The sequence below is a fragment of the Streptomyces sp. NPDC044106 genome (assembly GCF_056433985.1).
The window spans coordinates 80721-107708 of record NZ_JBWKFZ010000021.1 but is presented as its reverse complement, the minus strand read 5'-3'; the positions used below and the strand labels follow the sequence as shown (position 1 = coordinate 107708).

Sequence of the window (26988 nt, the reverse complement as noted above, 5' to 3'; positions counted from 1 at the left end):
CGGTGATCCGCATGCGGTTCGGGGTGCTGGGTCCACTGACGGTGTGGGACGGCGAGGGGGAGCCGGTCAGGGTTCCCGAGGCGAAGGTCAGGGCGCTCCTCGCCGACCTTCTCGTGCACGAGGGGCGGCCGGTCTCCGCCGACCGGCTCATCGACGACCTGTGGGGCGATGCCCCGCCCGGCAACCCCGCCAACGCCCTCCAGGCCAAGGTCTCCCAGCTGCGCCGCGCGCTCGGCCGCGACCGCGTGGTGCACCAGGCTCCCGGCTACCGGCTGCGCGTCGACACGGCCGCCGGTGACGAGATCGACGCCGACCGTTTCCGCTCCCTCGTCGACAGCGCGCGAGCCGGGGCCGACCCTCGCGCGCGGGCCGACATCCTCACCCGCGCCCTGGAGTTGTGGCGCGGGCCCGCCTACGCCGACCTCCGCGACGAGGAGTTCGTACGCGCGGCGGCCGACCGGCTGGCCGAGCAGCGGCTCGCCGTACTGGAAGAGCAGGCCGAGGCGCGCATCGCCGCAGGCGACCACACGTTGCTCATCGGGGAGCTCGCGGATCTTGTCGCCCAGCACCCGTTGCGGGAACGGCTGCGGGCCGTGCAGGTGCGCGCGCTGTACCTCGCGGGCCGTCAGAGCGAGGCGCTCGCCTCGTACGGGGCGCTGCGCGAGCGGCTGGCGGAGGAGTTGGGGGTGGGCCCCGGGCCTGAGCTGGCCGCGTTGCACGGGGCGATCCTGCGACAGGACCCGGCGTTGACGCATGTCGGGGGCTCAGGGGCTCGGGGCGTGGGGATCGGAGTCTCAGGCCCCGGGGGCTCGGGACCAGCCACCTCGGCACCCCCTGCTTCGCCCTCTCCTCCCTCTCCTCCCCCTGCTCCCTCTCCTCCCCTCACCCCCCGTACCAACCTGCCCGCCCAGCTCACCCCGCTCGTCGGGCGTGCGCACGCCGTGGCGGAGATCGGCGGGCTCCTCGCCTCCGCGCGCCTCGTCACGCTCACCGGACCCGGCGGTGTCGGCAAGACGCGCCTTGCGGTGGAGGCGGCGGTACGGCAGGCGGATACGACGTCGGCCACCACAGCGGTGCCCGGGGTGACGGAGAGGGGCGGGACGCCCGACGGGGTCTGGCTCGTCGAACTCTCCGGTCAGCGCGGCGGAAGCGGCGTCGACGACCTCGCCCAGGCCGTCGCCACGGCCCTCGGTCTGCGCGACGAGACACCCTCCGGGACGCTCTTGGACCACGTCACCCCGGCCACCGCCCCCACCGAACGCCTCGCCGCGACGCTCCGCGACCGCCGCACGCTCCTCGTCCTCGACAACTGCGAGCAGGTCGTCGAAGAGGCAGCCGAACTCACGGACGTACTCCTGCGTGCCGCGCCCGGCCTCCGCGTCCTGGCCACCAGTCAGGAGCCGCTCGGGCTCACCGGCGAGGCGGTGTTCCTGGTGGAGCCGCTCCCGGCGGCCGACGCGGTCGGCCTCTTCACCGCGCGCGCCGCCGCGGCGGCCCCCGGCTTCACGGTCGACGACCCCGCGGACGCGGCGGCCGTCGCGGAGATCTGCCGCCGCCTCGACGGCATTCCGCTCGCCCTGGAACTCGCCGCGACGCGGGTACGCGCCCTGGGCGTAGAAGAGTTGGCCGACCGGCTCGGCGACCGCTTCCGGTTGCTCACTTCGGGGCAGCGTGGCGCACCGGCACGGCAGCAGACGTTGCGGGCGATGATCGACTGGAGCTGGGAGCTGCTCAGCGTGCCCGAGCGCATCGTGCTGCGTCGCCTCGCCGTGCACCGCGACGGCTGCACGCTGGAGGCGGCGGAAGCGGTGTGCGCGGGGGAAGGGGTGACCCGGGACGAGGTGCTGGATTTGGTCACGCGCCTCGTCGACCGTTCGCTGGTCGTCATGGCACCTGGTCCCGCCGGGACGGCGCCGCGCTACCGCCTCCTGGAGTCCGTCGCCGCGTACGCCATGGAGCGGCTGCACGAGACGGAGGATCCGGCCGACGTCCGCGAACGGCATCTGTGCCACTACCTGGACCTCGCCGAACGGGCCGAGCCCCGGCTGCGCGACAGCGGCCAGTCCCGCTGGCTCGCCCGCCTGGACGCCGAGGCGGCGAACCTTCGCGGGGCGCTGGACGAAGCGGTACGCGGCCCGTTCCGGCCGGAGGCGGTCCGCCTGGCCACGGCACTGGCCTGGTGGTGGCTGCTCCGGGGCCGCCTGACGGAGGCACGCCGCGCGCTGACGACGACAGCGGGAGTGGTGTTCGGCGCGGCGTCCGGGGGTGCGGTGGGGCCCGGCGCCGGGTCCGACGACGTGGCGCCCGGCGCCGTGTCCGACGTGACTCCCGGCGCCACGCTCAGCGCCGAGGGCGTCACCCCGTCCGGCACCACGCCTGACGCCACATCTGCCGCCACCCCGTCCGACACCACCCCCAGCGCCACGCCCAACACCACCCCCGACCCCTCCGAACTCCTCGCCCTCCGCGACGCCTTCGCCCTCCTGACCGGTGAGCGGCCCACCCCCATACCCGCCGGTGAAGCCACCACCCACCACCCCCGCACCCTCTGGCTCACCGCCTACGGGCTCTTCTGCGCAGGCGACCCCCGCGCCAGTGAGGAGGTCAACGCGCGAGCCCTCCACCGTGCCGCCGAGACCGGGGACCGGTGGAGCACCGCCGCCGCGCTCGCCCTGCGCGCGATGCTCGCCCTGATCCGCGGGGACCTCGGCGCGATCGGCGACGACGGGCCGCGCGCCGCCGCGCTCTTCGCGGAACTGGGCGACCGCTGGGGCGAGTTGCAGACCGTCGCGCCGCTCGCCGTGCTCGCCGAGATCAAGGGGGACTACGACGAGGCCGCGCGCCGCCAGGCGGAAGGCCTGGTCATCGCCCGTGAGCTCGGGCTTCGGGCGGAGGTCGCGGCACGGCTCTCCGGGCTCGGCCGCCTCGCCCTCCTCACCCGGGAGTGGGAGCGGGCACGCGAACTCCACGAGCAGGCAAGGACCTTGGCGGCCGAACAGGGCTACCGCTACGTCGAGATCCACGCGGAGATGGGCCTCGCCCTCGGAGCCCGCCGCTCCGGCGACCTGGCCGCGGCCGAAACGTATCTGCTCCGCATCCGCGACCGCCACGCCGACGTGTCCTCACCGGCGGGCGACCACCTCCACCACGCCGAACTGGGCTTCATCGCCGAGCTCCGCGGTGACGGGCCCGGCGCCGAGGCCCACCATCTCCTGGGCCTCAAGGCCGCCCGCGCACTCGCCGAACCGCGCGCCCTCGCCCTCTCCTTGGAAGGTCTCGCGGGCGCGGCGGCCGTCTCCGGCAAGGCGGAACACGCCGCCCTGCTGCTCGGCGCGGCCGACGCGGCCCGGCGCGGCGCGGGGGCCCCGCTGCCGCCCGCCGAACGCGGTGACGTCGACCGGATCACCGCCGTGGCCAAGGCGGCGCTGGGAGAGCCTGCCTTCGCCGAGGCGTTCACGCGGGGCGGCACGGACCCGACACCGGACGAGCTGGCCCACCTTCGCCCCCCGGATACAGTGGCAAGATTCCGCGCTTCACCACTCATTACGTCCGCGGAGCACGGGAACGCATCCACAGGGGGGACCTGACATGGCACTGTTCGGCAACGCTCACACCGTCGACCCGGCCAAGGCGCAGAACGAGTACGCGCGCCTCCTCGGGCACGGCGAGCAGGTGCACGCCGCGTACACGCTGATACGCGACACCATGCTGTTCACCGACCGTCGGCTGATCATGATCGACAAGCAGGGCATCACCGGCAAGAAGGTCGAGTACCACTCGGTCCCGTACCGCAGCATCACGCACTTCGCGGTGGAGACGGCCGGGCACTTCGACCTCGACGCGGAGCTGAAGATCTGGATCTCCAGCAACCCGACGCCGATGCAGAAGACGTTCACCAAGGGCGTCGACATCTACGAGGTGCAGGCGATCCTGACGCAGTTCGTCGCCCGCTGAGCAGCGGCTGACGCCGAAGAGGGGCCGCTCACCGGGAGAACCCTCTCCCGGCCGGCGGCCCCTTGCTTCGTACCTCGTGCCCCGTGCCCCGCACCTGCGCCTGCACCCGCACCCGCTACTTCGGGTCCTTGTTGAACTTCGACGTCGACCAGAAGTAGCCGAGCACCGCCAGGCCCACGCACCAGCCGACGGCGAGCCACCCGCTGTTGCCGATCTCCGTGCCGAGCAGCAGGCCCCGCAGGGTCTCGATGGCCGGGGTGAACGGCTGGTACTCGGCGATCGGCTGGAACCAGCCCGGCATCGAGTCGACCGGGGTGAACGCGCTGGACAGGAGCGGGAGCAGGATCAGCGGCATCGCGTTGTTGCTGGCCGCTTCGACGCTGGGGCTGATCAGGCCCATGCCGACCGCGATCCAGGTGAGCGCCAGGGCGAAGAGCGCGATGAGGCCGAACGCCGCAAGCCACTCAAGGACCGTGGCGTCTGTGGACCGGAAGCCGATGGCCACACCGACCGCGCCCACCAGGACCACGCTCAGGACCGACTGCAGCACGCTGCCGATGACGTGCCCGACAAGCACCGACGGGCGGTGGATGGCCATCGTGCGGAAGCGGGCGATGATGCCCTCGTTCATGTCGTTGGAGACGGACACCGCGGTGCCGATCACGGTGCTGCCGATGGTCATGAGGAGCAGGCCGGGGACGACGTACGCGATGTAGTCGGAGCGGTCCGCCCCGCCGCCGGCGACACCCGTGCTCATCGCGTCGCCGAAGATGTAGACGAAGAGCAGCAACAGCATGATCGGGGTGAGCAGCAGGTTCAGGGTGAGCGACGGGTAGCGGCGGGCGTGCAGGAGGTTGCGGCGCAGCATCGTGGCCGAGTCGCGCAGGGCGAGGGAGAGGGTACTCATCGGACGTTCTCCTTGGGCTGGTCGGGGATGCCCGCGGTGGCCGGGCCTGTGAGGGCGAAGAACACGTCGTCCAGGTCGGGGGTGTGCACGGTCAGTTCGTCCGCCTCGACGCCGGCCGTGTCCAGCCGGTCGAGGAGGGAGCGCAGCGCGCGCTGGCTTCCGTCGCTGGGGATCTGGAGGGTCAGCGCCTCGTCGTCCCCGGTGACCTCGCGCACCGCGGAGGCAGCCGCCCGGTAGGCGGCCGGGTCGGTGAAGCGGAGCCGGACGTGCCCGCCGGGGATCAGCCGCTTCAGTTCCTCCGCGGTGCCCTGCGCCACGATCCTGCCGTCGTTGAGGACGGCGATCCGGTCGGCGAGTTCGTCGGCCTCGTCCAGGTACTGGGTGGTGAGGAAGACGGTCACACCGCCCGTGACCAGCTCCCGGATGATCTGCCACATGTTGTGCCGGGACCGTGGGTCGAGGCCGGTGGTCGGCTCGTCGAGGAAGATGATCCGCGGGTCGCCGACCAGGGTCATGGCGATGTCCAGGCGGCGCTTCATGCCGCCGGAGTAGGTCGAGGCCGGCTTCTTCGCCGCCTCCACCAGGTCGAAGCGCTCCAGGAGTTCGGCGGCGACCCGTCGCCCCTCGCTCTTGGGCAGGTGGTGCAGGTCCGCCATCAGGAGCATGTTCTCCTCACCGGTGATGAGGCCGTCGACGGCGGAGAACTGGCCGGTGACGCCGATCGCCGCGCGTACCGCCTGCGGGTCGGCGGCGAGGTCGTGGCCGCCGATGTGGATGCCGCCGGTGCCCGGGTCGGCGGAGATCAGGGTGGAGAGGATCTTCACGGCGGTGGTCTTGCCCGCGCCGTTCGGGCCGAGCAGGGAGAAGACCGTGCCTTCCGGGACGGCCAGGTCGACGCCGTCGAGCACGACCTTGTCGCCGTACGACTTGCGCAGCCCGTTCGCCGCGATGGCCAGGTTGGTCATGAGAGGTGCTCCTTCAGAGCTGCGGGGTGGGGGAGTTGACGGAGTTGACCGGGGGCCGTTCCGACACGGGGCCCGGTACAGGGCCCGACGGGGGGCCCGATGCAGGGCCCGTCACAGGACCCGTCACAGGGCCTAGAGGCTGCGGGCCACGATGTTGCCGTACGAGGTGGTCGCGTGGATGGCGAGGGCCGCCCCGGCGCCTTCGCTGTTCTTGAGGGTGTTGCTGATCCGGCCGTAGCTGGTGCCCGCGTCCAGCGAGGCGGAGACTCCACGGGCCGCGCCCACCGAGATGTCGCCGGCGTCGGTACGCAGCTCGACCGCGCCCCGCGCGGCCTCGTCGATGCGGATGGCGCCCTTCTTGACGCTGATCTCCGCCGGGCCGCCCAGGCGGCCGACCGAGATGTCGCCGTCGAGGAGGGCGATCCGCGCGCTCGCGGTCTCGTCGAGCTTGACCGGGCCCTGCGCCGCCTCGAAGACGACGTCGCCGAGCCGTCCGACGCCCCGGAGTTCGGCCCCGGCCGCCTTCGCCTCGACACGGGAGCCGGTGGGCAGCTGGACGGTCACCTCGACGGCACCGGAGGCGCCGAGCAGCTGGTTCTTCGCCTCGGCCTTGATCCGCAGGACGCCGTCGCCGTACTCGACCGCGGTCTGCTCGGCCGCCTTCACGTCGCGGCTCTTCGAGGCGTCCGCGGGCAGGACCTCGACCGTGGTGTCGGCCCGGTCGGCGGCGATGAAGCGGATGCGGCCCGCGGGGATGTCGATGGTGGCGGCGACCGGGGCGGGGGTGGCGAACTTCTGCATGATGTCTTCCTTCGGCTTGTCGTGCTTGTTTCTGATGACGTGAACGCTACGTTGCGTTCGCGTGCTCAGCAATATGCTTGTTGCATTGCGGCACGATTCCCGCAGGTCACCAAGCATATTTCGTTGCAACGGCTGGAAATCTAATGCAACAACATCCCTGAGCTTCGTTGCAATGGATGAGAAATGAACGCTATGCTGGGGTCAACGACGACCGCACGCGACGCCACATCAGGCAGTGCAACGTAGGGAGACCGCGGTGCCCGGAGGCAGGCTCACCCAGCAGGAACGCCAGCAGATCGCGCAGGGGCTGGCCGACGGCCTCGCCTACGCGGAGATCGCCAGACGGCTCGACCGCCCCACCTCGACGGTCACACGCGAGGTGATGCGCAACGGCGGCCCCACCGGCTACCGCGCCGACCTGGCCCACCGCGCCACCGAACGCCGCGCCCACCAGCGCAGGTCGGCCGCGCCGAGGGGGCGGCGGACGGCGGCCCCGCAGACCGGCGGGCGGGACCCCGAGGCCGTCCGCGAGTACGAGGAGACGTTCACGACGCTCCTCATGCAGGCCGGGCTGCCCAAGATGATGGCTCGGGTCCTGACCTGCCTGTACACCACCGACGCGGGCAGCCTCAGCGCGTCCGAACTCGTCCAGCACCTCGAGGTCAGCCCGGCGTCCGTCTCCAAGGCGGTCACCTTCCTGGCGGGCCAGGGCCTGATCCGGCGGGAGCGCGACGAACGCCGCCGGGAGCGCTATCTCGTCGACAACGACGTCTGGTACCAGTCGATGACCGCCGCCGCCCGGTCCCACGCCGAACTCGCCCGCACCGCGCGGCAGGGCGTCACCCTCCTCGGCCCCGAGAGCCCGGCCGCCGTCCGCCTCGAAAACATCGCCCGCTTCGTCGATTTCGTCGGCGAGAGCATGCTGCGCGCCGCGGAGCAGGCCCGCGAGGTCCTGTATACGAAGCCGACCGCTTGAGCGGCCCGGCCTGCTCGCCCACTCGACCGGCCCGCTCGCCCGCTCAACCGGCCGGCTCGCCTACTTAAGTAGCGCCGCCGGTACGGAAGTTCGGGCCGACGTCGGCCCCCCGTGGACCAAAGACCGATGACCGTACCCCCGGCCCCTCACGATCCTTGACGGCGTGCGGCGGCGCCTGGGCCGTCGTCTGGTCACTGGGTACGGGAGGCGCCATGCGGCACGAGGGCATCAGCAGGCAACGGTTTCTGGCGGGCGCGGGCGCGAGCGCCATGGGAGCGGTGGCGGTGGGCGCCGGGCTGATCGGAGCGGGGCGGGCAGGGGCCGCACCGGCCACCGCCCCGGCCCCCGCCACCAACCCGGCCCCGGCCCCGGCCCCGGCCCCGGCCCCGGCGAAGGGACTCACCTACCGAGGTGTCGGCTACGAGGTCATCGACGGCGAGTCCCCCGCGACCGGCTGGAACGCCGCCCGGATGCGCCGCGACATGCGGGCGATCCGGCACGAGCTGCACGCGGACACCGTCTCCGTATTCGGCACCGGCGTCGAACGGCTCGCCGCGAGCGCGGACGACGCCGCCGGGCGCGGCCTGCGCGTCTGGCTGCAGCCCCGCCTCGCCGACGTACCGCACCACGAGATCCTCGACCACCTCGCGGAGACCGGACGGCACGCCGAGCGGATGCGCCGCCACGGCGCGGACGTCCACCTCAGCGTCGGCGCCGAGTTCGTGCTGTTCGTCCCTGGGATCGTGCCCGGCGCCAACACCTTGGAGCGCGTCGAGAACCTCCTCAAGGGCAACTTCGACCCCGAGAAGATGGTCCGGCGGCTGCACGCCTTCATCGAACGCGCCGCGAGGACCGGACGTTCCGTCTTCCACGGCCCCCTCACCTACGGCGCCGCGCAGGACGACGACGTCGACTGGTCCCTCTTCGACGTCGTCAGCGTCAACTACTACGCGTACCACCGAACTCGGTCCGCGTACGTCAAGGAGCTCACGCCCTACCGGCGGTGGGGGAAGCCCGTGGCGATCACCGAGTGCGGCTCCTGCACGTACGCCGGGGCACCCCAGGACGGCGGCATGGGCTGGCACGACGCCGTCGACTACACCAAGGAGCCCCCGGAGATCGTCGGCGGCCTCCGGCGCAGCGAGCGTACGCAGGCCGCGTACCTGCTCGACGTCTTCGACGTCTTCGAGTCCATGAACCTGCACGCCGCGCTGGTCTACGACTTCGTCACCCCGGACGCCCCGCACCGCCCCGGCGATCCGCGCCACGACCTCGACATGGCGAGCTACAGCATCACCAAGACGCTCAAGGACCGGCCCGACGACCCGGACTCGGGCTGGCACTGGGAGCCGAAGGAGTCCTTCCACGCGCTGGCCCGCCACTTCCGACGGGCGTCGGCCCGCCGCTGAACCCGCCCGGCGCCCGCCCGACTTGGCGCCCCGATGCCTTCCGCCGTCCGCGCGGGTGTGCTTGCCTGGTGGCCATTTCGGCTGTCTGGGGCGGGAGTTGCCGCATGCGGAAGCGGACGCGGGAGCGGAATGTGTGGAGCGCCGGGTTACTGGCCGGGGTGCTGCTGCTCGGCGCGTGCGGGGACCCTGGCTCCGGGGACGCGGCGCCCGCCGACCTCCCGGACGCCCCCCACAGCGCGGCGCCGCCCGACCCCGGCGCGTCACCCTCCTCCGCCCCGCCCTCCGCCACGACCCGGCGGCGCGTCGCCGGGAACGATCCGGCCGAGGCACCCAAGGTGCTCTACCTCGGCGACTCCCTCGCCATGGAGAACCAGACGGTCCTCGGCGCACACCTCCGCGACGCCCTCGGCGCCCGCTACCGCAGCGCCCCCTACTCCGGCACCACCCTCTGCGACTACCTCGAAGGCACCGGTGAGGACTCCCTCGTCCCGGACAAGGACAAGGCCGCCGCCCTCGTGAGGGCCCAGCGGCCGGACTACGTCGTGCTGCAGTTCTGGGGCAACGCGTGGGGCTACACGCCGTGCATGGACGGCATCACGTACGACAAGCAGCGCGAGAAGTACTACGACCGGTACGCGGCCGACGCGCGGCGCCTCACCGCGCAGATCCACGGGGCGGGCGGGGCGCGCGTCGTGTGGGTCCTGCAAGGCCCCGACCCCATCACGCCCGACCGCGTCCGGGGCGTCAACGACATCTACGAGGCGCAGGCCAAGGCCTCGGACGACATCGTCGCCGACGCGGGCCGTTCGGTCGCTCCCGCGTCCGGCCGCTATACGTGGGTCGACACGTTGCCCTGCACGGCGTACGAGAAGGCCCACTCGGCGGCGTACTGCCGCGCGGGCCGCGCTGCCCTGCACCGGGGCAGGGAGGACTACCTGCACTTCTGCCTGGCGCCCACCACGGCCAAGTCCCGCCCCTGCCCGGTGCGTTCGCCGGGTATCCGGAGGATGGTCTCGGCGATCGCCGGGAGGATCAGCGCGGATCACGCGACTCCGCTCGGCTGAGAGCCTGTGGGGAGACGTGCGGGCCCACGCGGCCGGAACCGCTTCACCCGTTCGGCCCCACCCCGCTCGCCACCCCGTACGCGCCGCCGGACGCTGTGAACCAGCCTCCGGACAGGCCGGCAACCAGTCTCCAGAGAAGAGGGGTGGCCATGAGCAGCAGCGCGACCACGCCCGGCACGCCGGACCACGGCACACCCGGGCACGGGAAGCCGGACCACCACGGGACGAGGGCGCAGAGCCCGTGGGCGGCCGGCGGGACCATGTTCGCCGGTGTCCTGATGCTGGTGAACGGCATCCTCGGCATCTTCGAGGGCATCGCGGGCATCGCCAAGGACGACGTCTACGAGCGGATCGGGGACTACGTCTACAAGTTCAACCTCACCACGTGGGGCTGGATCCACCTGGTCCTCGGCATCCTCGTGGCCGTCGTCGGCTGGGGCATCCTCAAGGGTGCGAGCTGGGCGAAGGGGAGCGGCGTCGCCCTCGCGGCACTGGCGATCGTTGCGCAGTTCCTGTGGCTGCCGTACACGCCCGTCTGGGCCCTCATCTCGATCGCGCTCGGCGTTTTCGTCATCTGGGCGCTGTGCAACGACCGCTCCGACCTGGCCGGCCCCTAGGTCGTGCCCGCAGGCCCGTATGAGCGTAGGACCGCAGGGCCCAAGGGTCAGTACGCCGCCGGGCCGCCGTGCGACGCCACCGTGTCGGCGACGGCCCGGACGAACGCCTGAGAGCGCGCGTCGAGGCCCGCCGTGCGGTGGATCAGCGCCACTTCTGCGTCCGGGACGTCACGCAGAGGGACGAAGACGACGTCGGGCCGCACGTAGTACTTGCTCACGGACGCGACGACCGGCGAGATGCCCTGCCCCGTGCCGACCAGCGTCATCAGCTCCTGGAAGGACGCGACGGCCGGGCCCCGCCGTATCTCGCGCCCCGAGGGCGTGCGCGGCGGCACGTGGAAGTCCCACCAGTACGCGGGCGCGCCGTTGACGACGCCGAAGAACGTCTCGCCCGCCAGCTCCTCCAGAGAGACGGAGGCCCGCCCGGCGAGCCGGTGGCCGAGCGGCACCGCGAGCATGCGGCGCTCGGTGATGACGACCGGGCCGACGGTCAGGTCCGGCTCCCGGACCGGCAGGCAGGTGAAGAGCAGGTCGATCTCGGCGTCGCGCAGCGGGCCCAGCGGATCCTGGTACCGGGTCTCCCGCATCCGCACCTCGACCCCGGGGCAGCGCTCCCTGAACGACGCCAGGACGGGGCCCGTCAGCGTGCCCGCGCCCGAGCCGAGGAAGCCGACGTTCAGCTCTCCCTCGACGCCGCGCGCCGCGTCCTTGGCGCGCGCGACGGCCGCCTCCATGCCCGCGTGGAGCGGCGCCAGATCCTCGTACAGCCGACGGCCGAGCGGGGACATCCGCACCACCCGGCTGGTGCGCTCGAAGAGTGGCGCACCGATCCTGCGCTCCAGCCTCTTCACCGTCTGGCTGACCCGCGCCTGGGAGAGGACGAGACGCTCGGCGGTGCGGCCGAAATGCAGCTCCTCCGCCAGGGTCAGGAAGGTCTCCAGCTCCTGCCGTTCCACCACATACCCCCTGTGACCTGCATCGATAAGCGTGAGCGCGCCGATCGTTTCACGGATCGCCCTTGATGGCCGGTCGGGACCGGCGGATCTTGGAGGAGTCGGCCCGGCGGCCCGCCGGACCGGGCGTCCCCTCCCCGCCACCACCCCAACCCGCAGGAGCCTGTGATGATTTCGCGTGCCCGCACCTCCCTCGTCGCCACCGCGACCGCCACCGTCGCCGCCGCCACCGCGCTCGCCCTGACCACCGGGCTGACCGGCGCCGGTGCCCAGGCCGCCCCCGGCCGCCAGCGGGACGGAAAGGCGGCCGCCTCCGCCGCCGCCTGGACCGCTGCCTGGGCCGCCTCCCCGCAGCGCCCCAGCACCGGCTTCAGGCCCAACTGGTCGGAGGCGGGCTTCACCGGCCATACCCTGCGCCAGGTCGTCCGTGTCTCCGAGGGCGGCGCGAGAGCGCGGATCCGGCTGTCGAACGCGTACGGCGCCTCGCCGCTGCGGATCGCGGGCGCGACGATCGCCCGTACGGCGAAGGGGGCGTCAGTGGAGCGGGGCTCGGTCCGGCGGCTCACCTTCGGCGGGAAGTCGTCGTCCGTCACGATCCCCGCGTACGGGCAACTCTCCAGCGACGCGGTCGGGGTGGACCTCGATGCCTTCGAATCCGTGACCGTCACCCTCCACCTCGCGGGCACCACGGGGCCCGCCACCTTCCACGCCCAGTCCTTCGCGACCAGCTACCGCGCGGACGGGAACCACACCGCCGACGTGGATGGCCGGGCCTTCGACGAGTCGACCGAGTCCTGGTACTACCTCGCGGGCGTGGACGTCAGCGGCGGACAGCCCGCCCGGCACGACGGGCAACGGCAGGGGCAGGACCGGAAACCGCGGGGGCGCGCGGGCATCGCCCTCTTCGGCGACTCCATCACCGACGGCTTCGCCTCCTCCACCGACCGCAACCGCCGCTGGTCCGACGCCCTCGCCGAACGCCTCGCCAAGGCGGGCGACCGGCGTCCTGTCCTCAACGCGGGCATCGGCGGCAACCTCGTCCTCAACGACTCGGCCTGGTACGGCGAGCGCAGCGCCAACCGGTTCGCGCGGGACGCCCTCGACCTGCCCGGCGTCGGCACGGTCGTCGTCCTCGAAGGCGTCAACGACATCGGCTTCAGCGAGACCGACAGCCCCACGTACAAGCCGGCCCCGGTCGTCTCCGCCGCCGAACTCATCGACGGGCACCGGAAGTTGATATCGCAGGCCCGCGCCAAGGGCGTCCGCGTCGTCGGCGCCACGCTGATCCCGCTCGGCGGCTCCGACCACTACGGCAAGCACGCGGCCGCCGTCAGCGACGCGTTCAACCGGTGGGTGCAGACCTCCGGCGAGTACGACGCGTACGTGGACTTCGACAAGGCACTCGCCGACCCGGAGGACCCGGAGCGGATCGCGCCCGCGTACGACAGCGGCGACCACCTGCACCCGAACGACGCGGGCTACCGGGCGATGGCCCGCGCGGTCGAACTGGACGCCCTGTGAGCGGGGCGCCGCGGCGGCGGCACACCCGCTCACTCGCGCACCGGATCACTCCGTCGTGTAGTACCGGTAGAAGACCATCACGAACACCCCCGCGCCCACCACCAGGCCCAGGACAACCGACCACAGCACGCTGGAGCCGGTCAGGCTGTGCAGGAACCCGATGGCGATCCCCGTGAACGCCATCCAGGACAGTGCGCGCAGTTCGCGGGGGAGCGCGGGCGCCGTCCGGTGCAGGGCGAAGAAGACGACGGCGAAGATGACGCCGGTGACGACGCCGAGGACGACGTTGCCGGTGGTGATCGGGCCGCCGTCGCGGCGTATGCCGGAAGCCCAGATGCCGTAGACGACGCCCAGGAGCAGGGGAAGACCCGCCCAGAGGGCGCTCGTGCCGGAGCGGTGGGCGGAGTGGGTGGGGTGGGCGCCGGAGCCGGGCGCGGGTGCGGGGTAGGCGGGTGCGGCGTGTGCCATGACGGGGTCCTTCCGTAGGGGACGCGGCGGCCTGAGGGGGCATACAGGGGCATGGGCGGCGGGTCGGCGCCCGTGACCCCGGCGGACCCGTGGCCTCAGAGGCTGTGGCTCAGCGGTGGTCCTGGTTCCGGTGGTCGCAGGGGTCCTGGTGGCAGTCCCGGTCGCGCCACTGCGGGCACGGGTCCTTGGACGACGCGCAGCCCGGCACGTGCCGGCCGCCGGTGTCGACGTACGCCGCGCTCACCCAGCCGCGGACGCCCTCCAGCCAGTACCAGTGCGGGTCGCCGTGGACCGTGGTACCGGAGACGGCGCACCGGACGCGGTCCTCGCTTCCGTACGGCAGCTTCGCGAGGATCTCGCCGTGGGTGCTCGGCTCGTCCCTGACCTTCAGGTCGGGGCCGGAGACGACGGTGCCCCAGATGACGTCGCCGTGGTGGTGCGCGGGGATGGCCGCGGTCCCAGCGGTGGCCGTGGCGGCGTTCCCCGCCGTCAGCAGCGCCACGGCGGTCGCCGCCCCCAGGCTCAGAGCGATTCGCATGATCGACCTCCTCGCCCCCTCATCCAGGAAACACCCGTTCGGCCGAGCCCTCCACCGGAGCCGTCCCCGGCCCGTTGATCCATATGCAGTCATCCCGCTCGCACCCCGCCTGACCTGGGCCTTGCCTTGGAACCGTGCCGAAAAGCGTCCGCCTCGTCCCCCCTGGCTCCCGCGCCCGAGCCGCCCTGTCCGCCGCCCTCCTCGTCCTCGCCTGCCTCCTGACACCGCTCGGCGCGCTCTCCGCCTGGGCGAAGTTCGAGATCGGCGACCGGGACAGCTACGTCGCCACGATGGCGCCGCTCGCCTCGGACCCGGCGGTGCGGTCGGCGGTCGCGGACGCGGTGACCGGCTCGGTGATGAAGGAGATCGACGTGGGCCCGCTACAGGGCACGGTCGAGTCGTTCGTACGGGACGCGGTGCGGTCGTTCAGCGAGACGGCGGCGTTCAGGACGGCCTGGAACGCGGCGAACCGCGCGGCGCACGACGCGGTGCAGTCGGAGCTGAACAACGACACGAGCGGCGAGGTCACCATCGACCTCGCCCCCATCACCCAGCAGATCAAGCAGCAACTCCAGGACGACGGCGTGCCGTTCGCATCGAAGATCCCGGTGAACCACACCGAGGTGACGGTCCTTCAGTCCAAGGATCTGGGGTGGCTGTGGCGGAGCTTCCACGCGTTGCAGGTGGCCGGCGTCTGGCCCGCGGTGGCGGCGGCCGTCCTGGCCGTCACCGGCGTCCTGCTCGCCGCCCGGCGCCGCAGGGCCGTCGTGGCCACGGCACTCGGCATGGCCCTCGGCGCCGCGGCCCTCCTGATCGCCGTCGCGACCGGCCGCGCCCTCACCCTCGACGACCTCCCGTCCGACATCTCACGCGACGCGGCGGGCGCGGTCTACGACGCGCTGACGGAAACGCTGCGGTGGACGTCCTGGATCATCATCGCGGCGACCCTCGCGATCGCCGTCGGCGTGCGGCTCTCCTCCTTCCGCTCCTTCCGCTTCTTCCGCTTCTTCCGCTTCTTCCGCTTCTTCCATTCGGAACGCTAGGGCGTCGGGAGCCGTCACGTGCCCAGCGCTCGGGCGATGTTGTCGAAGTCCTTCAGGAGTGCTCGCAGGCGGTCGTCGGGGATGGCCTCGATCATGCGGGCCTCGATGGCGTAGACGGCTGCCTGGGCCGCCCTGAGGCGGCGCCGGCCCTCGGGCGTGAGGGTGGTGGGGCGGGCGCGGCCGGTCTCCACGGTGTCGGGGCGGTCGATGAGGCCGTCGCGTTGCAGGCCGCGCAGGACCACGTTCATCGACTGGCGGGTGACGAAGGTGGCGCGGGCGAGGTCGGCGTTGGACAGGCCGGGGCGCACGGCGAGCACTTCGAGGCAGGAGTACTGCGGCACGGTCAGACCGTGCTCGCGCAGCGCCGCGTCCATGGCGCCGCGCAGGGCGGCGTGGGCCTTCTTGAGGCGGTACCCGACGTGGTCGAGCACGTCCTTGGCGGGGTGGGGCGGTTCGTGCGGTGCTTCGTGGGGTGGCTGGTGTGGGGGCTCGTGAGGTGGCTGGTGTGGGGGTTCCACTGGCGGGCTTGCCCTTCGTGTTCGCGTTCGTGCTCGTGCTCGTGCTCGTCCGTACATGTTCGTGCAGGTCGCACATGTTCAGCGCTCGACCCGGAGGCGTCGCACGCCATGCATGTTCGTGCTTTGACATCCCGGTGGACGTGTTCTAGCGTCCACCACAGCCAGTATGTCAAAGTCCTGACATTGCGCCTGGCATCACCGGAACGAGGAGAACTCCCATGTCCGTCAGCATCAGCGGCCCCGACTTCCTGGCCCTTCAGGTCCGTGACGTGGAAGCCGCGGCCACGTTCTGCGAGAAGCACCTCGGTCTTGTCCGCATCCCCGCGAGCCCGCCCGGCGCGGTCGTGTTCGACACCAAGCCCTGCCCCATCGCGGTCCGCGAGCCGCTGCCCGGCACCGACCTCGACGCCGGCTGGCCCGGCCTGGACGTGGCCATGTGGTTCGCCACCTCCGACGCCCACACCCTGCACCGGCAGCTCACCGAGGGCGGCGTCGAGGTCCTCACCCCCGTGGCCGACAGCCCGTTCGGCCCGATGTTCTCCTTCGTCGGCCCCGAGGGCTACGTCCTGACGGCGCACGGAGCCTGACCCGCGCGGTCGCACGGAGTCCTGAGCCCGCGGCCCGCGCAACCGCCCCCGGCCCCGCCCCGTCTTTGAGGGATGATTCGGCAGAGCAGAACGCCGACGCAACACCCCGCGACGAGAGGCCGCCCCTTGGACAGCACGACGGTCACCCGCGACGCCGAGGACGAGGGTGAGGGTGAGGTCGGTGGCAGGGGAGGGCGGCGGCGCGTGGGGCGGGCCGCCGCGTGGGGGGCCGGGCTGCTGCTGGCCGCGGTCAGCGCCGTCCTCGGCTTCCGGATCGCCGACTCCGACGGGTTCACGCCCGTGCCGCAGGTGCTGGCCTTCCTGCCCTGGCTGCTCGTGCCCGCCGTCGCGGGGCTGCTCATGGCCGTGCTCGGGCGGTGGCGGACCGGCATGCTGTGGGGCGTCGTCGTACTCGGGCTGCTCGCCTGGTACATGGAGCCCTACGGGAACACGGACGCGCCGCGCGGGGACGCCGTGGCCGAGCTGCGCGTACTGACGTCGAACGCCGATCACGGCCGCGCCGCCGCAGGGTTGATCAGGGCCGTCCGTGAGGAACGGCCCGATCTGGTGTTCGCCGAGGAGTGCGACTACGCCTGCGCCGCCCTGCTCCGCAAGGAACTGCCGCACGCCGACTACCCCTACCGCGCGTCGGTCGACGCGTACGGCCCCGAGGGCTCGGTCATCCTCGCCAAGACCCCGCTGAAGAGCGCGGACGGCATCAAGGGCACCCTCGGCATGCCCGGCGCCGTCGCCGACGTGCAGGGCCACCCGGTGCGCATCCAGCTCGCCCACCCCATGCCGCCGCTGCCCCGCGGGGTCGGCCTGTGGCGCTCCGAGCTGCGGTCCATCCAGGAGTACGCCGCCGCCGGGGACGGGAAGTCCACCATCATCGCCGGGGACTTCAACGCCACCCAGGACCACGCCGCCTTCCGTTCGATCCTGGACGAGGGGATGCGCGACGCCGCCCGGCTCACCGGGTCCTCGCGCTCCCCGAGCTGGCCCACCGCCGTGCCCGCGCCGCTCGGCGCGCAGATCGACCACGTCCTCGCCACGCCGGACTTCGCCGCACGGGACGCCCGCTTCCTGGACATCGGCGAGACCGACCACCGGGCCCTCGCCATCACACTGATCCTGCACAAACCCGCAACGGAGCGTTGATCCCCGAGCCGGAGCAAGGCACGTAAAGCGCCGATAATGGGCGCATGCCCCGAGAGCCCCGTCCGGCCCGCTCCGCCCCACTGAGCCCGCTCACCCCACCCGACTGGCTGGTCAGGTCCCTCAAGCCGCAGTCCGCGCCCATCCCCTGGGCCGCCGTGGCCCGCGCCTCCGTCGCGATGGCGCTCCCCCTCGCCCTCGGAATCCTCGCGGACCGGCCCTCCTATGGAGCGCTCGCCTCCATGGGCGCCCTCTCCGGAGTCATCGGCGACACCGCGGACGCGTACCGGATGCGGATCTTCAACATCGCCGTGCCGCAGCTCTTCGGCGCCCTCGGCGTCACCCTCGGCACCCTCGTCTTCGGACACGGCTGGGTCGCGGTCGCCGCCGTCACCTTCGTCGCGCTGATCTCCGGGATGATGTCGACGATCGGCGCCGTCGCCTCCGTCGCTGGCCTGCTCCTGCTGCTCAACTCCGTGGTCGGCGCCGGGCTTCCGATGCCGGGGCAGTGGTGGCTCGCCCCGCTCCTGATGACCGGCGGCGGCCTCCTCGTCCTCGCGCTCGGCCTGCTCGCGTGGCCGCTGCGCTCCGGCGTCCCCGAACGCGCCGCCGTCGCCGCCACCTACCGTTCCGTCGCCGCGCTGCTCGACGCCGCGGGCACGGACGCGTACGGCGAGGCGCGGACCGCCGTGACGGCCTCGCTGAACCAGAGCTACGACCTCGTCCTCGCCCGGCGCACCCGCGACCACGGCCGCAACCCCGACCTGGTCAGGCTCGTCGCCCAGCTGAACGCCGTCACACCCATCGTCGAAGCGGCCCCCGCCGCCGACCAGGCCGCCCGGCACGCCTGCGTACGGCTGCCGCCCGAAGTCCCCGACGCGGTCCGCGCGCTGGCGGACGCGGTGGAGCGGGGCGAGAACGCGGTGGGGCGGGGCGAGAACGCACACGCACACGCGCCCGCCCACGGGAGCGGCCCCGGCGCGCGGGCCGCCGCCCGCATCCCCGAACCCCAGGACCACGCCGCCCGCGCCCTGGACCACGCTGTACTGCACGCCGCGGAGACCCTCGCCGACCCCGACCCGCTCGGTGTCATCGAGACCGAGGACCGCCTCGGCCGCCCCGCCGCACTGCGCGTCCGCGCCCGCCGCGCCGCCCGCAACGTCATCCTGTCCGGCGCCTCCTGGCGCTACGGCCTGCGCCTCGCGCTCTGCATCGGCATCGCCCAGGCCCTCGTCTCGCTCATCGACGTACCGAGGTCGTACTGGGTGGCGCTCACCATCACGTTCGTCCTCAAGCCGGACTTCGGCTCGGTCTTCTCGCGCGCGATCCTGCGCGCGCTCGGCACCGCGGCGGGCCTCGTCGTCGCCACCGCCGTCCTCAGCGAGGTGCCGCACGGCTGGTGGGACGTCCCGGTGATGATGCTGCTCGCACCGCTCATCCCGGCGCTCACCACGCGCGGCTACGGCTACCAGACGGCGGCGATCACCCCCGTCATCCTGCTGCTCTCCGACATCCTCAACCACCAGGGCCTCGGCCTCGTCGTGCCGCGCCTCCTCGACAGCCTGATCGGCTGCGGCATCGCGCTCGTCGCCGGATACCTGCTCTGGCCGGAGAGCTGGGGCACGCGGATCGGCGACCGGCTCGCCGACGCGGTCGCGGACACCGCGCGGTACGTGGAGTGCGCGTTCGGCGCCACGGGGGATCCCGCCGCCCGCGCCCGCATGCGCCGCGGCCTCTACCGCGACCTGTCCGTCATCCGCTCCGAGTTCCAGCGCGCCCTGACCGAACCACCGCCGACCGGCACGCGCGCGGCGGCCTGGTGGCCCCTGGTCGTGGCCGTGGAACGCATCCTGGACGCCACGACGGCGGCAAGGGTCCGCATCCGCCACGGCGCTCCCGGGCCGACCCCGTCCGAAGTGGCCGAGGTAGCCCAGGAACTGAACGCCCTGGCAGGCCGCCTACGCACGTCGGTCCTCCTGCAGAAGGGCCACGTGAATTTCACCCACGACGACAAACACAGCGTCCTGGAACCGCTACGCCAGGAGGTAAGCGCAGCAAGAACGATCGCGTCCCCGAAGGCGCCGTAGAAGGGGCGCGGGGAACTCCGCAAGAAAAGGGGCGCGGGGAACTGCGCGACCAGCCACAACCGGCCCGCAGCTCCCCGACAACCACTGAATCCCTTACGGCACCGCGCCTAGCGGCCCGCGGCGTTGACCTTGTGCAGCGCCTTGGCGAGCCCGTTCGCCCAGAGCTGCTCCACCTGCCCCCGCTCCGCGGCATCCGGCTGCGAGTTCGTGCAGGAAGGACCGGGCCCGCCCCCGGACATCAACTGGCTGCAAGGCCCGTCATACGTGTCCGGCAGCCCCAGCACGTGCCCGGTCTCATGCGCCGTGACACGGGTCGAGTCGTACTCCTGGTTCTGCGCGTAGTCCAGGAAGATGTAGCCGCTGCCGTGCCCGTCCGTGCTCGCGTACGAGCCGCGCGGGTCGTTGCCCTCGCGGTACTCGAAGCTCGCGCCGGAACTGCCCTCCTGCAGCTTCACGTTGGAGACGGCGCTGTTCCATATGGACGTGGAGCCGGCTATCTGCTGGGCGAAGGTGGGCGCGCCGGACGCGTCGTAGACGACGGTCACGGACTTCGCGCCGGGGTTGGCCGCCCGCTTCTCGGCGACCGCCTTCACGACGGCCTCGAAGAACGCCTTGTTGGCCTTGGCCTCCGCGGCCGAGCCCTGGTACCGGCCGGCGTACGAGGAGGTGGCGGCCGCGGACGAGGCGGCATCGTGCGTGGCGGTCGAGGCCGACGCCGAGGTCGCGCCGAGGCCGGTGACGGCGAGGCCGAGGACGGCCGCGACAGAGAGGTAACGCTTGTTCATGTGTGGGGGGCTCCCTACTCGTTCCACGACCGCGTGGGGCAGTCGATGAAAGGTGAACGGTTCGGTAGCTGTGAGTGTCGGGGAGCGTGAGGCGCGTGGGAATGATGGCAACTCGCGATAGCTCCGGGCTATCACCCGGACCCGCCCCGCCCAGAACGGCCGGTTCTCATGGGGTTTGAGCGTCTGGTGCGGCGGCCGTACCGGCTCTACGCTCACGGCCATGGAGCTCGACGTCAGGCACCTCCGCGCGCTGTGCGCCATCGCCGACACCGGCAGCCTGCACAAGGCGGCGCGCCAGCTCGGCATGAGCCAGCCGTCCTTGACGACCCAGCTGCGACGCATCGAGCACGCGCTCGGCGGCCAGCTCTTCTCCCGCGAGCGCACCGGTTGCCGCCCCACCCAGCTGGGCCGGGTCGTCCTCAGCCGCGCCCGCCCCCTCGTCACGGAGATGCGCGCCCTGGTCGCCGAGACGAGGGCCGCCGCCGCCCGCACCGCGGAGGGGCCGCAGCTGCGCATCGGCTCCACCGCGAGCCGCGCCATACCGGGATGGCTGCGCAGGCTGCGCGCACGGCTGCCCGGGACGGAGATGTCGCTCCAGATGGACGTCTCCGCGAACGCGCTGCTCCGCATGGTGGCGACCGGCCAGCTGGACATCGCCTTCGTGCACGAGGTGGAGGGCTGCCCGCTGCGCATGCCCGAAGCGCTGCGAAGACGCGTCCTGCTCGACCGGGAGCCGCAGTTCGTCTCCCTCGCCGCCGACCACCCGGCGGCGGACCGCCCCGTCGTCCGCCTCTCCGACCTCGCGGACGACCGCTGGATGGTGGACCCCACGGTCGACGGCGAGTGGGACGGCCTGCGCCGAGTCCTGACCGCGGCCGGTCTCAACCCCCGTGTCCTGCACGGCGATTACCTCACCGCGGCCTCCCTCGTCGCCACCGGCGAGGTCGTCGCGCTCTGTCAGCCCACGTCGCGTGGCAGGCCCGACATGGCCGTACGCCCCTTGTACGGCGACCCCCTCGGCGTACGCCTCATGCTGGTGGCCCGCGAGGAGGACGAGCTCGACGCGGTGTACGGCGAGCTGGAGGCCGCCTATTGGGAGGCCGCGCGCCAGGCGACCGCCTACACGGAGTGGCTGCTGCGGACCGGCGACGCGCGGGGGAGCACCGGCGGGACGTTGGTCCCGGCCAGCCGGTGACGTTCGACGCGCCCCTCACTCACCCCCTCTGACCTGCCCTTTTGCCCGTTTTACGGCACTGGGTCACACCCTGCGGCCACTTGTTACATTTCCTACGGATGGCGCACACATGGCGCCCGTAACTTCATGTCTGTTGCCACCGCAAAGGGGCACGAAAACGGACAGCTCGTTCAGCAGCCACGAGGGAAGTCACACCATGCGCGCCACCCGCCGTACGTTCCGTACCGCCGCCATCGCCACCGGAGCCATCGCCGCGCTCGCCGTCCCGGCCACGGCCGCGTTCGCCGCGGACGCGCCGTCGACGCCGCAGGACCGGCAGACCGCGCAGACCGCGCAGACCGCGCAGGACGACCGGACCGACAAGGACCAGAGCCGCGACCAGAGCCGGGACCAGGACAAGACCGCCCCCGACGACGGGACGAAGCCGGACGAGACCGGCAAGGACAAGGGCACGGACCCGGACAAGGGCACCGACAAGGGCACGGACAAGGACAAGGACCCGGTCGTCGGCGGCTGGGAGTCCAAGGGGACGAAGGACCTCGGCAAGGGCTGGACCGCCAAGGTCGACGTCAACGCCTCCGCCCGTACCGCCAAGGCGACGATCAGCAAGAACGGCGCCCCCAAGGACTCCCTCACCGCGTACAACAAGTCGGCGACGACCAAGATCGACGGCAACACCTTCACCCTCACGCCCGGCGGCGCCGTCACCATGCAGGCCGGGCCGACCCCGCCGAAGCCGGAGCCCAAGCCGAAGCCGAAGCCGGACAACAAGCGCGTCTTCGTCCGTGAGTACAAGAACCTCGGCGGCAGCGGATTCGACGCCAAGGTCTACAAGGTCAGGAGCGGCTACGAGGCCGACATGATCGCCAAGGCCCCCGACAGCGGAAGCAAGACCGTCTGGGACACCCTGAAGCAGACCGGCGACAAGCCGGCGTACGGCCAGCACAACGGCGCGCACTTCGTCCTCAACCCCGACGGCACGATGAAGGGCTGGATGGAGGGCAAGACCGACAACAACAACAACACGCACCACCACAAGAACGACGGCACCAAGCCGCAGCCCCGGTACGACTCGAACCACCAGGTCGTCCCGAAGGGCGGCGTGAAGGCCGGCGCCGACGGCGTCACGCCGACCGCCACCGACGCGCCCCTGATCGCCGCGGGCGGCGGCATGGCGGCCCTCGGCGCGGCAGGCCTCGGCTTCGCGATGTACCGCCGCAAGCAGAACGACTGACAGCCGTACGTGTAGGGGGCGCCCCGCAGCACCATGCGGGGCGCCCCCTACGGCTGCGTACGGTCAGACCCCGATGTCGCGGCCGTCCTCGCGCCACACCGCGACGACCGACGGACGGACGATCTTCCCGGGACCGTCGGGCCAGGCGCTCGCCGGCTTCTCCACCGACGCCCCGTCGACCTCGCCGGGGTGCTGCACGGAGACGAGCACCCGCCGGTCCTGGACGAGCGGCCCGCAGGTCTCCGCGCCCGTCGGCATGGTCAGGAACTGCTTGAGCTCACCGCGCCGCTCCCCGCGCGTGGCGACGCCGAACAGGCCGTCGTGCGAGCCGAGTTGGTTGCCGTCGGTGGAGATCCACAGGTTCCCGTGCGGGTCGAAGGCGACGTTGTCGGGGCAGGAGATCGGCGAGACCCGGTCCTTGGGGAAGCCCGCGAAGTACGTCGCGGGGTCGTCCGGGTCGCCCGCGACGAGGAAGAGCGACCAGCCGAAGGTGGTGGCGTCCGCGCGGCCCCGGCGCTCGGTCAGCTCCAGGATCTGCCCGTGCTTGTTGAGGTTGCGCGGGTTGGCCTCGTCGACACCGGCCTTGCCCGCCTTGCCCCGGTCGGAGTTGTTCGTCAGGGCGACGTAGACCTTGCCGGTGTGCGGCGACGGCTCGATGTCCTCGGGCCGGTCCATCTTCGTGGCACCGACCTTGTCACCGGCAAGACGCGTGAAGACGTACACCTCCTCGGCGCTCATGCCCTCGACGTGGCTGACGGCCTTGCCGCCGGGCCCGGCGGTGGCGAGCGGAATCCACGTGCCGCTCCCGTCGAACTCGCCGTCGGCGGGGAGCGTGCCCTTGCCGTCGATCTCTCCGGCCGGGGAGTCACCGGTCAGCCTGGCGACGTAGAGGGTGCCCTCGTCGAGCAGGCTCAAGTTGTGCTCGTGGGCGGCGCGCGACGTGCCCTTGGCGACGCGCTTGCTGCTCACGAACTTGTAGAAGTAGTCGAACTTCTCGTCGTCACCCATGTAGACGACCGGGCGGCCGTCGTGCGTGAGGCGCGGCTGCGCGGCCTCGTGCTTGAAGCGGCCGAGCGCGGTGCGCTTGCGCGGGATCGAGTCCGGGTCGTACGGGTCGAGTTCGACGACCCAGCCGAAGCGGTTGGCCTCGTTGGGCTCCTGCGCCAGGTCGAAACGGCGGTCGAACCGCTCCCACTTCCGCTCGGAGGCGGCGCCGGTGACGCCGTACCGCTTGAGGCGCGCGGCGGTCGTCGGGTCGGTGACCTTCGCGGCGTTGGCGAAGTACTGGTTGAAGTTCTCCTCGCCGTGCAGGGTCGTGCCCCAGGGGGTGGTGCCGCCCGAGCAGTTGTTGAGGGTGCCGAGGACGGTGGTGCCGCGGGGGTCGGCCTCGGTGCGCAGGAGCTCGCTGCCTGCGGCGGGCCCGGAGAGGCGGAACCGGCTGGTGGCGGTGAGCCGCCGGTTGAGGTGGTGGCGGGGGACGGCGCGCAGCTTCCCGCTCCGCCTCTCCCCCTCGACCACGACGACCGACAGGCCGTGGGCGGCCCACGCGATCTCGACCTGCTCGCGGGTCGGGTTCTCGGGGTCGTACCCCTCGAACATCAGGATCTCGTCGGTGTACTCGTGGTTGGCGACGAGAAGCTGACGCCCGTGGCCGTGCCCATGCCCGTATCCGTGCTCGCTCCCCAGCGGGAGCAGGCTCAAGAAGTCGTTGTTGTACCCGAACTGTCCGGCCTGGGCCTTGGCCGTCTGCTTCTGCGCGTCGAAAGCGGGCGCGCCGCGCAGGATGGGCTCACCCCAGCGGATGACGAGGTTCTGCTCGTACCCGGCGGGGATCGTGACGGTGTCGGCGGTGTTGGGGGCGACAGGCGTGAACCTGAGCCCGCGCGCCCCCTTGCTGCCGTGTCCACCGGTACGTTCCGTGGGTACGGCGGCGACGGCCTCCGGGGCGCCCGGACCGGCTATGACGGCACTGCCCGCGGCGGCGGCGACCGTCACGACGGCGGCGGCACGCATCATCGAACGGCGGCTGAGCGCACCGGCGATGACGTCACCGACGTACGCGTTCTCGCTGGTGTTGGGCACCTCGCCGAAGCACGCGTCACCGCAACGGAACCGGCAGGTCAGGGCGGAACGGCCACCGCTCCCCTGATGCGAGCTGATGATCGGCAGCAGTGTGCGCACGGGTCCTCCGTCGTTGTGGCATGCCTCGGTACGTGGCTCTGTACGTGGCTTGATTCCGCCGTGAGGCTAGGCGCGGGTTCCGGCAGGGCGGCGGCCTACGGGTGAACGGAGGGTGAATCCGTGACGCCTGGGGCGGAGTTGCCGCGGGGCCGGAGCCGGGCAGGCGACGGAACTGGAAGGCGGGCCGGGCGCGTGTTCCGGGGCGAAGTTCTGGCGGCGGTCCGGGCGGGTGGTTCGCGCGGGTGACGGAGGGCGCGACCCTGCCCAAGATCACGTACGGCGGCGGCTAACCTTACGTGTCCGCCCTGGCCAGGGATTATCGGAATCAACTCACGCGAAGGGTTGCGCACATGGGCATTCTGAACCGCCTGCGGAACGCGTTCGGACGATCACGCAAGGAGAGCGTTCCGGAGGCTCGGGAGCCTGAGCGTGCGACTGCGCCGGAGCGGGAGGGGTCGACGCTCCCGGAGTCGACGTCCCCGGACTCGACCTCCCCGTACTCGACGTCCCCGAACTCGACGTCCCCGGACTCTGTGCCCTCGGGTTCGACGCCGCCGGGATCGACGTCTCCGGAATCGGTGGCGCTCCCCTCCCCCTCGTCCGAGCCGACCCCGGACCCCCCGCGCAAGGCCTCCGTCCCCTCCCCGAGCCAGGAGCCGACACCGTCGGCCCTGGACGACCTGGTGGCAGCGGCCTTCGACAACGTCACGGTCCCGTCCCCGTCCCCGGAACGGAACCCGTCTCCGGAGCGGGAAGCGGAGGCGGAAACCGAGCCCACGCCCGAGCCGAAGGCTGAGGTAACGGCCGAGGCCGAGCCCACGCCAACGCCCACGCCTGAGCCGAAGCCCGAGGTAGCGGCCGAGGCCGACGCCCCCACCGCTCGCGCGCCAAAGGCTGAGGTAGCCGAAGCCGAGGCCGCCACCGCTCCCGAGCCGAAGGCTGAAGTAGCGGCCGAGGCCGACGCCACCACCGCCCCCGAGCCGAAGCCCGACGCCGCTCCCGCTCCCGCTGTGGGCAAACGTCCCGCCGGGCGGGACGGGTGGGCACAGCCCCCGGTGCCGGGCAACGATGAAGACGGCACCCGTGAGCCCGAGCCGCAGGCTGAGCAGACCCCTGCGGCCGACCCCGAGCCGCAGGCTGAGGCACCCGCTGAGGCCGACGCCCGCACCGCGCCCGAGCCGCAGGCTGAGCAGACCCCTGAGGCCGACCCCGAGCCGAAGGCTGAGGTCCCCGCCGAGGCCGACCCCGAGCCGAAGGCTGACGTAAGCGAGACCAAGGCCCCCACCAGCCCCGAGCCGAAGGCCCCCGCGGCAAAGCCCGCCACCCCCGCCACCCGCATCCGCACAACCGCCCCCACCCTCGCCCCCGCCTACAAGGCCGCCGCCGCCACCCTCAAGAAGCGCGGCCTCACAGGAACCCGAGCCCAGGTCTACCTGGTCCTCGACCGCTCAGGATCCATGCGCCCGTACTACAAGGACGGCTCCGCCCAGAGCCTCGGCGAGCAGGTCCTCGCCCTCGCCGCGCACACGGACCCCGACGCCACCGTCCACGTCGTCTTCTTCTCGACCGACATCGACGCCACCGGCACCCTCACGCTCTCCGAGTACGAGGGCCGCATCGACGAGCTGCACGCGGCAGCAGGACGCCTCGGCCGCACCAGCTACCACCGCGCGATCGAAGAGGTCGTGGCGCAGCACGAGAAGTCGGACCACGCGGACGAACCCGCCCTGGTGATCTTCCAGACGGACGGCGCCCCGGACGCGAAGGGCCCGGCGACCCAGGCCCTGAAGGAGGCCGCCGCGCACCCCCTCTTCTTCCAGTTCGTCGCGTTCGGCGAGCACGAGAACAAGGCCTTCGACTACCTCCGCAAGCTGAAGGCGGACAACGCGGCCTTCTTCCACGCGGGCCCGACCCCGCGCGAGCTCACGGACAAGGAGCTGTACGAGGGCATCCTGTCGGCCTACCCCGAGTGGCTGTCCCACCGCACACCCTGACCGTCACCGTCGGCCAGGGCGTCAACCCCCCCCTCC

General features: G+C 72.3%; 23 protein-coding genes. 14 read left to right on the top strand and 9 right to left on the bottom strand.

The genetic code is table 11. The features are described 5' to 3' along the window. The first annotated feature begins 11 nt into the window (after nucleotides 1–11). Both AC07DI_RS31605 and AC07DI_RS31600 read left to right on the top strand, forming a co-directional pair. Nucleotides 12–3587 (top strand): AfsR/SARP family transcriptional regulator, encoded by a 3576-nt coding sequence (locus AC07DI_RS31605; protein ID WP_478907785.1) that lies wholly within the window; start codon nucleotides 12–14, stop codon nucleotides 3585–3587. A 1-nt stretch (nucleotide 3588) separates the two neighbouring features. Next, nucleotides 3589–3954, top strand: coding sequence for a PH domain-containing protein (locus AC07DI_RS31600; protein ID WP_384252207.1), 366 nt, complete (start codon nucleotides 3589–3591; stop codon nucleotides 3952–3954). A 115-nt stretch (nucleotides 3955–4069) separates the two neighbouring features. Here the strand turns inward: AC07DI_RS31600 and AC07DI_RS31595 are convergent, their stop codons facing one another. The 3 genes from AC07DI_RS31595 to AC07DI_RS31585 all read right to left on the bottom strand — a co-directional run bounded on the left by AC07DI_RS31595 (nucleotide 4070) and on the right by AC07DI_RS31585 (nucleotide 6627). Continuing rightward, on the bottom strand, nucleotides 4070–4861 hold the full coding sequence (locus AC07DI_RS31595; protein ID WP_478907782.1) for an ABC transporter permease: 792 nt from the start codon (nucleotides 4859–4861) through the stop codon (nucleotides 4070–4072). Then, nucleotides 4858–5826 carry an ATP-binding cassette domain-containing protein gene (locus AC07DI_RS31590; protein WP_478907780.1) on the bottom strand — a complete coding sequence of 323 codons (969 nt, stop codon included), beginning with the start codon at nucleotides 5824–5826 and terminating at the stop codon, nucleotides 4858–4860. The genes AC07DI_RS31595 and AC07DI_RS31590 overlap by 4 nt, the downstream gene beginning before the upstream one ends. 132 nt (nucleotides 5827–5958) lie before the next feature. Then, entirely contained in the window at nucleotides 5959–6627 is a 669-nt protein-coding gene (locus tag AC07DI_RS31585) for a DUF4097 family beta strand repeat-containing protein (RefSeq protein ID WP_478907778.1), read from the bottom strand. A gap of 256 nt (nucleotides 6628–6883) precedes the next feature. Between AC07DI_RS31585 and AC07DI_RS31580 the strand changes: the two genes are divergently transcribed. The 4 genes from AC07DI_RS31580 (at nucleotide 6884) to AC07DI_RS31565 (ending at nucleotide 10693) form a co-directional block, all read left to right on the top strand. Beyond that, nucleotides 6884–7603 (top strand): helix-turn-helix domain-containing protein, encoded by a 720-nt coding sequence (locus tag AC07DI_RS31580; protein ID WP_478907776.1) that lies wholly within the window; start codon nucleotides 6884–6886, stop codon nucleotides 7601–7603. 212 nt (nucleotides 7604–7815) lie between these two features. After that, complete coding sequence (locus AC07DI_RS31575; protein ID WP_478907774.1) at nucleotides 7816–9012, top strand: abortive phage infection protein; 1197 nt, start codon at nucleotides 7816–7818, stop codon at nucleotides 9010–9012. A gap of 104 nt (nucleotides 9013–9116) precedes the next feature. Continuing rightward, nucleotides 9117–10076: an SGNH hydrolase domain-containing protein gene (locus AC07DI_RS31570; protein WP_478907772.1), complete on the top strand. Its 960-nt coding sequence runs from the start codon at nucleotides 9117–9119 to the stop codon at nucleotides 10074–10076. Between the two features lie 149 nt (nucleotides 10077–10225). Beyond that, nucleotides 10226–10693 carry a DUF7144 family membrane protein gene (locus tag AC07DI_RS31565; RefSeq protein ID WP_384252222.1) on the top strand — a complete coding sequence of 156 codons (468 nt, stop codon included), beginning with the start codon at nucleotides 10226–10228 and terminating at the stop codon, nucleotides 10691–10693. 47 nt (nucleotides 10694–10740) lie between these two features. Here the strand turns inward: AC07DI_RS31565 and AC07DI_RS31560 are convergent, their stop codons facing one another. Then, nucleotides 10741–11649 carry a LysR family transcriptional regulator gene (locus tag AC07DI_RS31560; protein ID WP_478907770.1) on the bottom strand — a complete coding sequence of 303 codons (909 nt, stop codon included), beginning with the start codon at nucleotides 11647–11649 and terminating at the stop codon, nucleotides 10741–10743. Nucleotides 11650–11814: 165 nt separating this feature from the next. Between AC07DI_RS31560 and AC07DI_RS31555 the strand changes: the two genes are divergently transcribed. Continuing rightward, on the top strand, nucleotides 11815–13167 hold the full coding sequence (locus AC07DI_RS31555) for an SGNH/GDSL hydrolase family protein (RefSeq protein WP_478907768.1): 1353 nt from the start codon (nucleotides 11815–11817) through the stop codon (nucleotides 13165–13167). A 45-nt stretch (nucleotides 13168–13212) separates the two neighbouring features. Here AC07DI_RS31555 and AC07DI_RS31550 read toward each other — a convergent pair whose 3' ends face one another. Next, entirely contained in the window at nucleotides 13213–13635 is a 423-nt protein-coding gene (locus AC07DI_RS31550) for a hypothetical protein (RefSeq protein WP_478907766.1), read from the bottom strand. A 109-nt stretch (nucleotides 13636–13744) separates the two neighbouring features. After that, a complete protein-coding gene (locus AC07DI_RS31545; protein WP_478907764.1) occupies nucleotides 13745–14173 on the bottom strand; it encodes an SH3 domain-containing protein in 429 nt (142 codons plus the stop codon). A gap of 134 nt (nucleotides 14174–14307) precedes the next feature. Here AC07DI_RS31545 and AC07DI_RS31540 point away from each other — a divergent pair, with 134 nt between their 5' ends. After that, on the top strand, nucleotides 14308–15216 hold the full coding sequence (locus AC07DI_RS31540; protein WP_478907762.1) for a hypothetical protein: 909 nt from the start codon (nucleotides 14308–14310) through the stop codon (nucleotides 15214–15216). Nucleotides 15217–15230: 14 nt separating this feature from the next. Here the strand turns inward: AC07DI_RS31540 and AC07DI_RS31535 are convergent, their stop codons facing one another. After that, nucleotides 15231–15647 carry a MarR family winged helix-turn-helix transcriptional regulator gene (locus AC07DI_RS31535; protein ID WP_384252233.1) on the bottom strand — a complete coding sequence of 139 codons (417 nt, stop codon included), beginning with the start codon at nucleotides 15645–15647 and terminating at the stop codon, nucleotides 15231–15233. Nucleotides 15648–15952: 305 nt separating this feature from the next. Here AC07DI_RS31535 and AC07DI_RS31530 point away from each other — a divergent pair, with 305 nt between their 5' ends. From AC07DI_RS31530 to AC07DI_RS31520, 3 genes are all read left to right on the top strand, one after another. Beyond that, the gene (locus AC07DI_RS31530; RefSeq protein ID WP_478907760.1) at nucleotides 15953–16321 is read left to right on the top strand and encodes a VOC family protein; all 369 of its coding nucleotides are present in this window, start codon (nucleotides 15953–15955) and stop codon (nucleotides 16319–16321) included. Between the two features lie 126 nt (nucleotides 16322–16447). Beyond that, nucleotides 16448–17479 carry an endonuclease/exonuclease/phosphatase family protein gene (locus AC07DI_RS31525; protein ID WP_478907758.1) on the top strand — a complete coding sequence of 344 codons (1032 nt, stop codon included), beginning with the start codon at nucleotides 16448–16450 and terminating at the stop codon, nucleotides 17477–17479. A 44-nt stretch (nucleotides 17480–17523) separates the two neighbouring features. Continuing rightward, nucleotides 17524–19563 (top strand): FUSC family protein, encoded by a 2040-nt coding sequence (locus AC07DI_RS31520; protein ID WP_478907756.1) that lies wholly within the window; start codon nucleotides 17524–17526, stop codon nucleotides 19561–19563. A gap of 107 nt (nucleotides 19564–19670) precedes the next feature. Here AC07DI_RS31520 and snpA read toward each other — a convergent pair whose 3' ends face one another. Then, nucleotides 19671–20348: a snapalysin gene (snpA, locus tag AC07DI_RS31515; protein WP_478907754.1), complete on the bottom strand. Its 678-nt coding sequence runs from the start codon at nucleotides 20346–20348 to the stop codon at nucleotides 19671–19673. A 220-nt stretch (nucleotides 20349–20568) separates the two neighbouring features. Between snpA and AC07DI_RS31510 the strand changes: the two genes are divergently transcribed. Together AC07DI_RS31510 and AC07DI_RS31505 are read left to right on the top strand one after the other, a co-directional pair. After that, nucleotides 20569–21543, top strand: a complete 975-nt coding sequence (locus tag AC07DI_RS31510) for a LysR family transcriptional regulator (protein WP_478907752.1) — start codon at nucleotides 20569–20571, stop codon at nucleotides 21541–21543. A gap of 196 nt (nucleotides 21544–21739) precedes the next feature. Continuing rightward, a complete protein-coding gene (locus AC07DI_RS31505; RefSeq protein WP_478907750.1) occupies nucleotides 21740–22777 on the top strand; it encodes a hypothetical protein in 1038 nt (345 codons plus the stop codon). A gap of 63 nt (nucleotides 22778–22840) precedes the next feature. Here AC07DI_RS31505 and AC07DI_RS31500 read toward each other — a convergent pair whose 3' ends face one another. Then, nucleotides 22841–24958 carry a PhoX family protein gene (locus AC07DI_RS31500; RefSeq protein WP_478907748.1) on the bottom strand — a complete coding sequence of 706 codons (2118 nt, stop codon included), beginning with the start codon at nucleotides 24956–24958 and terminating at the stop codon, nucleotides 22841–22843. A gap of 578 nt (nucleotides 24959–25536) precedes the next feature. On the opposite strand from AC07DI_RS31500, the gene AC07DI_RS31495 reads away from it, so the two are divergent. Then, nucleotides 25537–26952 carry a VWA domain-containing protein gene (locus AC07DI_RS31495; RefSeq protein ID WP_478907746.1) on the top strand — a complete coding sequence of 472 codons (1416 nt, stop codon included), beginning with the start codon at nucleotides 25537–25539 and terminating at the stop codon, nucleotides 26950–26952. Nucleotides 26953–26988 lie beyond the last annotated feature (36 nt).

What these genes read in the sequence shown, in the direction of transcription:
- AC07DI_RS31605 (WP_478907785.1), top strand. Translation starts at nt 12, where the DNA reads ATGCGGTTCGGGGTGCTGGGTCCACTGACGGTGTGGGACGGCGAGGGG.
- AC07DI_RS31600 (WP_384252207.1), top strand. Translation starts at nt 3,589, where the DNA reads ATGGCACTGTTCGGCAACGCTCACACCGTCGACCCGGCCAAGGCGCAG.
- AC07DI_RS31595 (WP_478907782.1), bottom strand. Translation starts at nt 4,861, where the DNA reads ATGAGTACCCTCTCCCTCGCCCTGCGCGACTCGGCCACGATGCTGCGC.
- AC07DI_RS31590 (WP_478907780.1), bottom strand. Translation starts at nt 5,826, where the DNA reads ATGACCAACCTGGCCATCGCGGCGAACGGGCTGCGCAAGTCGTACGGC.
- AC07DI_RS31585 (WP_478907778.1), bottom strand. Translation starts at nt 6,627, where the DNA reads ATGCAGAAGTTCGCCACCCCCGCCCCGGTCGCCGCCACCATCGACATC.
- AC07DI_RS31575 (WP_478907774.1), top strand. Translation starts at nt 7,816, where the DNA reads ATGCGGCACGAGGGCATCAGCAGGCAACGGTTTCTGGCGGGCGCGGGC.
- AC07DI_RS31570 (WP_478907772.1), top strand. Translation starts at nt 9,117, where the DNA reads ATGCGGAAGCGGACGCGGGAGCGGAATGTGTGGAGCGCCGGGTTACTG.
- AC07DI_RS31565 (WP_384252222.1), top strand. Translation starts at nt 10,226, where the DNA reads ATGAGCAGCAGCGCGACCACGCCCGGCACGCCGGACCACGGCACACCC.
- AC07DI_RS31555 (WP_478907768.1), top strand. Translation starts at nt 11,815, where the DNA reads ATGATTTCGCGTGCCCGCACCTCCCTCGTCGCCACCGCGACCGCCACC.
- AC07DI_RS31550 (WP_478907766.1), bottom strand. Translation starts at nt 13,635, where the DNA reads ATGGCACACGCCGCACCCGCCTACCCCGCACCCGCGCCCGGCTCCGGC.
- AC07DI_RS31545 (WP_478907764.1), bottom strand. Translation starts at nt 14,173, where the DNA reads ATGCGAATCGCTCTGAGCCTGGGGGCGGCGACCGCCGTGGCGCTGCTG.
- AC07DI_RS31530 (WP_478907760.1), top strand. Translation starts at nt 15,953, where the DNA reads ATGTCCGTCAGCATCAGCGGCCCCGACTTCCTGGCCCTTCAGGTCCGT.
- AC07DI_RS31520 (WP_478907756.1), top strand. Translation starts at nt 17,524, where the DNA reads ATGCCCCGAGAGCCCCGTCCGGCCCGCTCCGCCCCACTGAGCCCGCTC.
- snpA (WP_478907754.1), bottom strand. Translation starts at nt 20,348, where the DNA reads ATGAACAAGCGTTACCTCTCTGTCGCGGCCGTCCTCGGCCTCGCCGTC.
- AC07DI_RS31510 (WP_478907752.1), top strand. Translation starts at nt 20,569, where the DNA reads ATGGAGCTCGACGTCAGGCACCTCCGCGCGCTGTGCGCCATCGCCGAC.
- AC07DI_RS31505 (WP_478907750.1), top strand. Translation starts at nt 21,740, where the DNA reads ATGCGCGCCACCCGCCGTACGTTCCGTACCGCCGCCATCGCCACCGGA.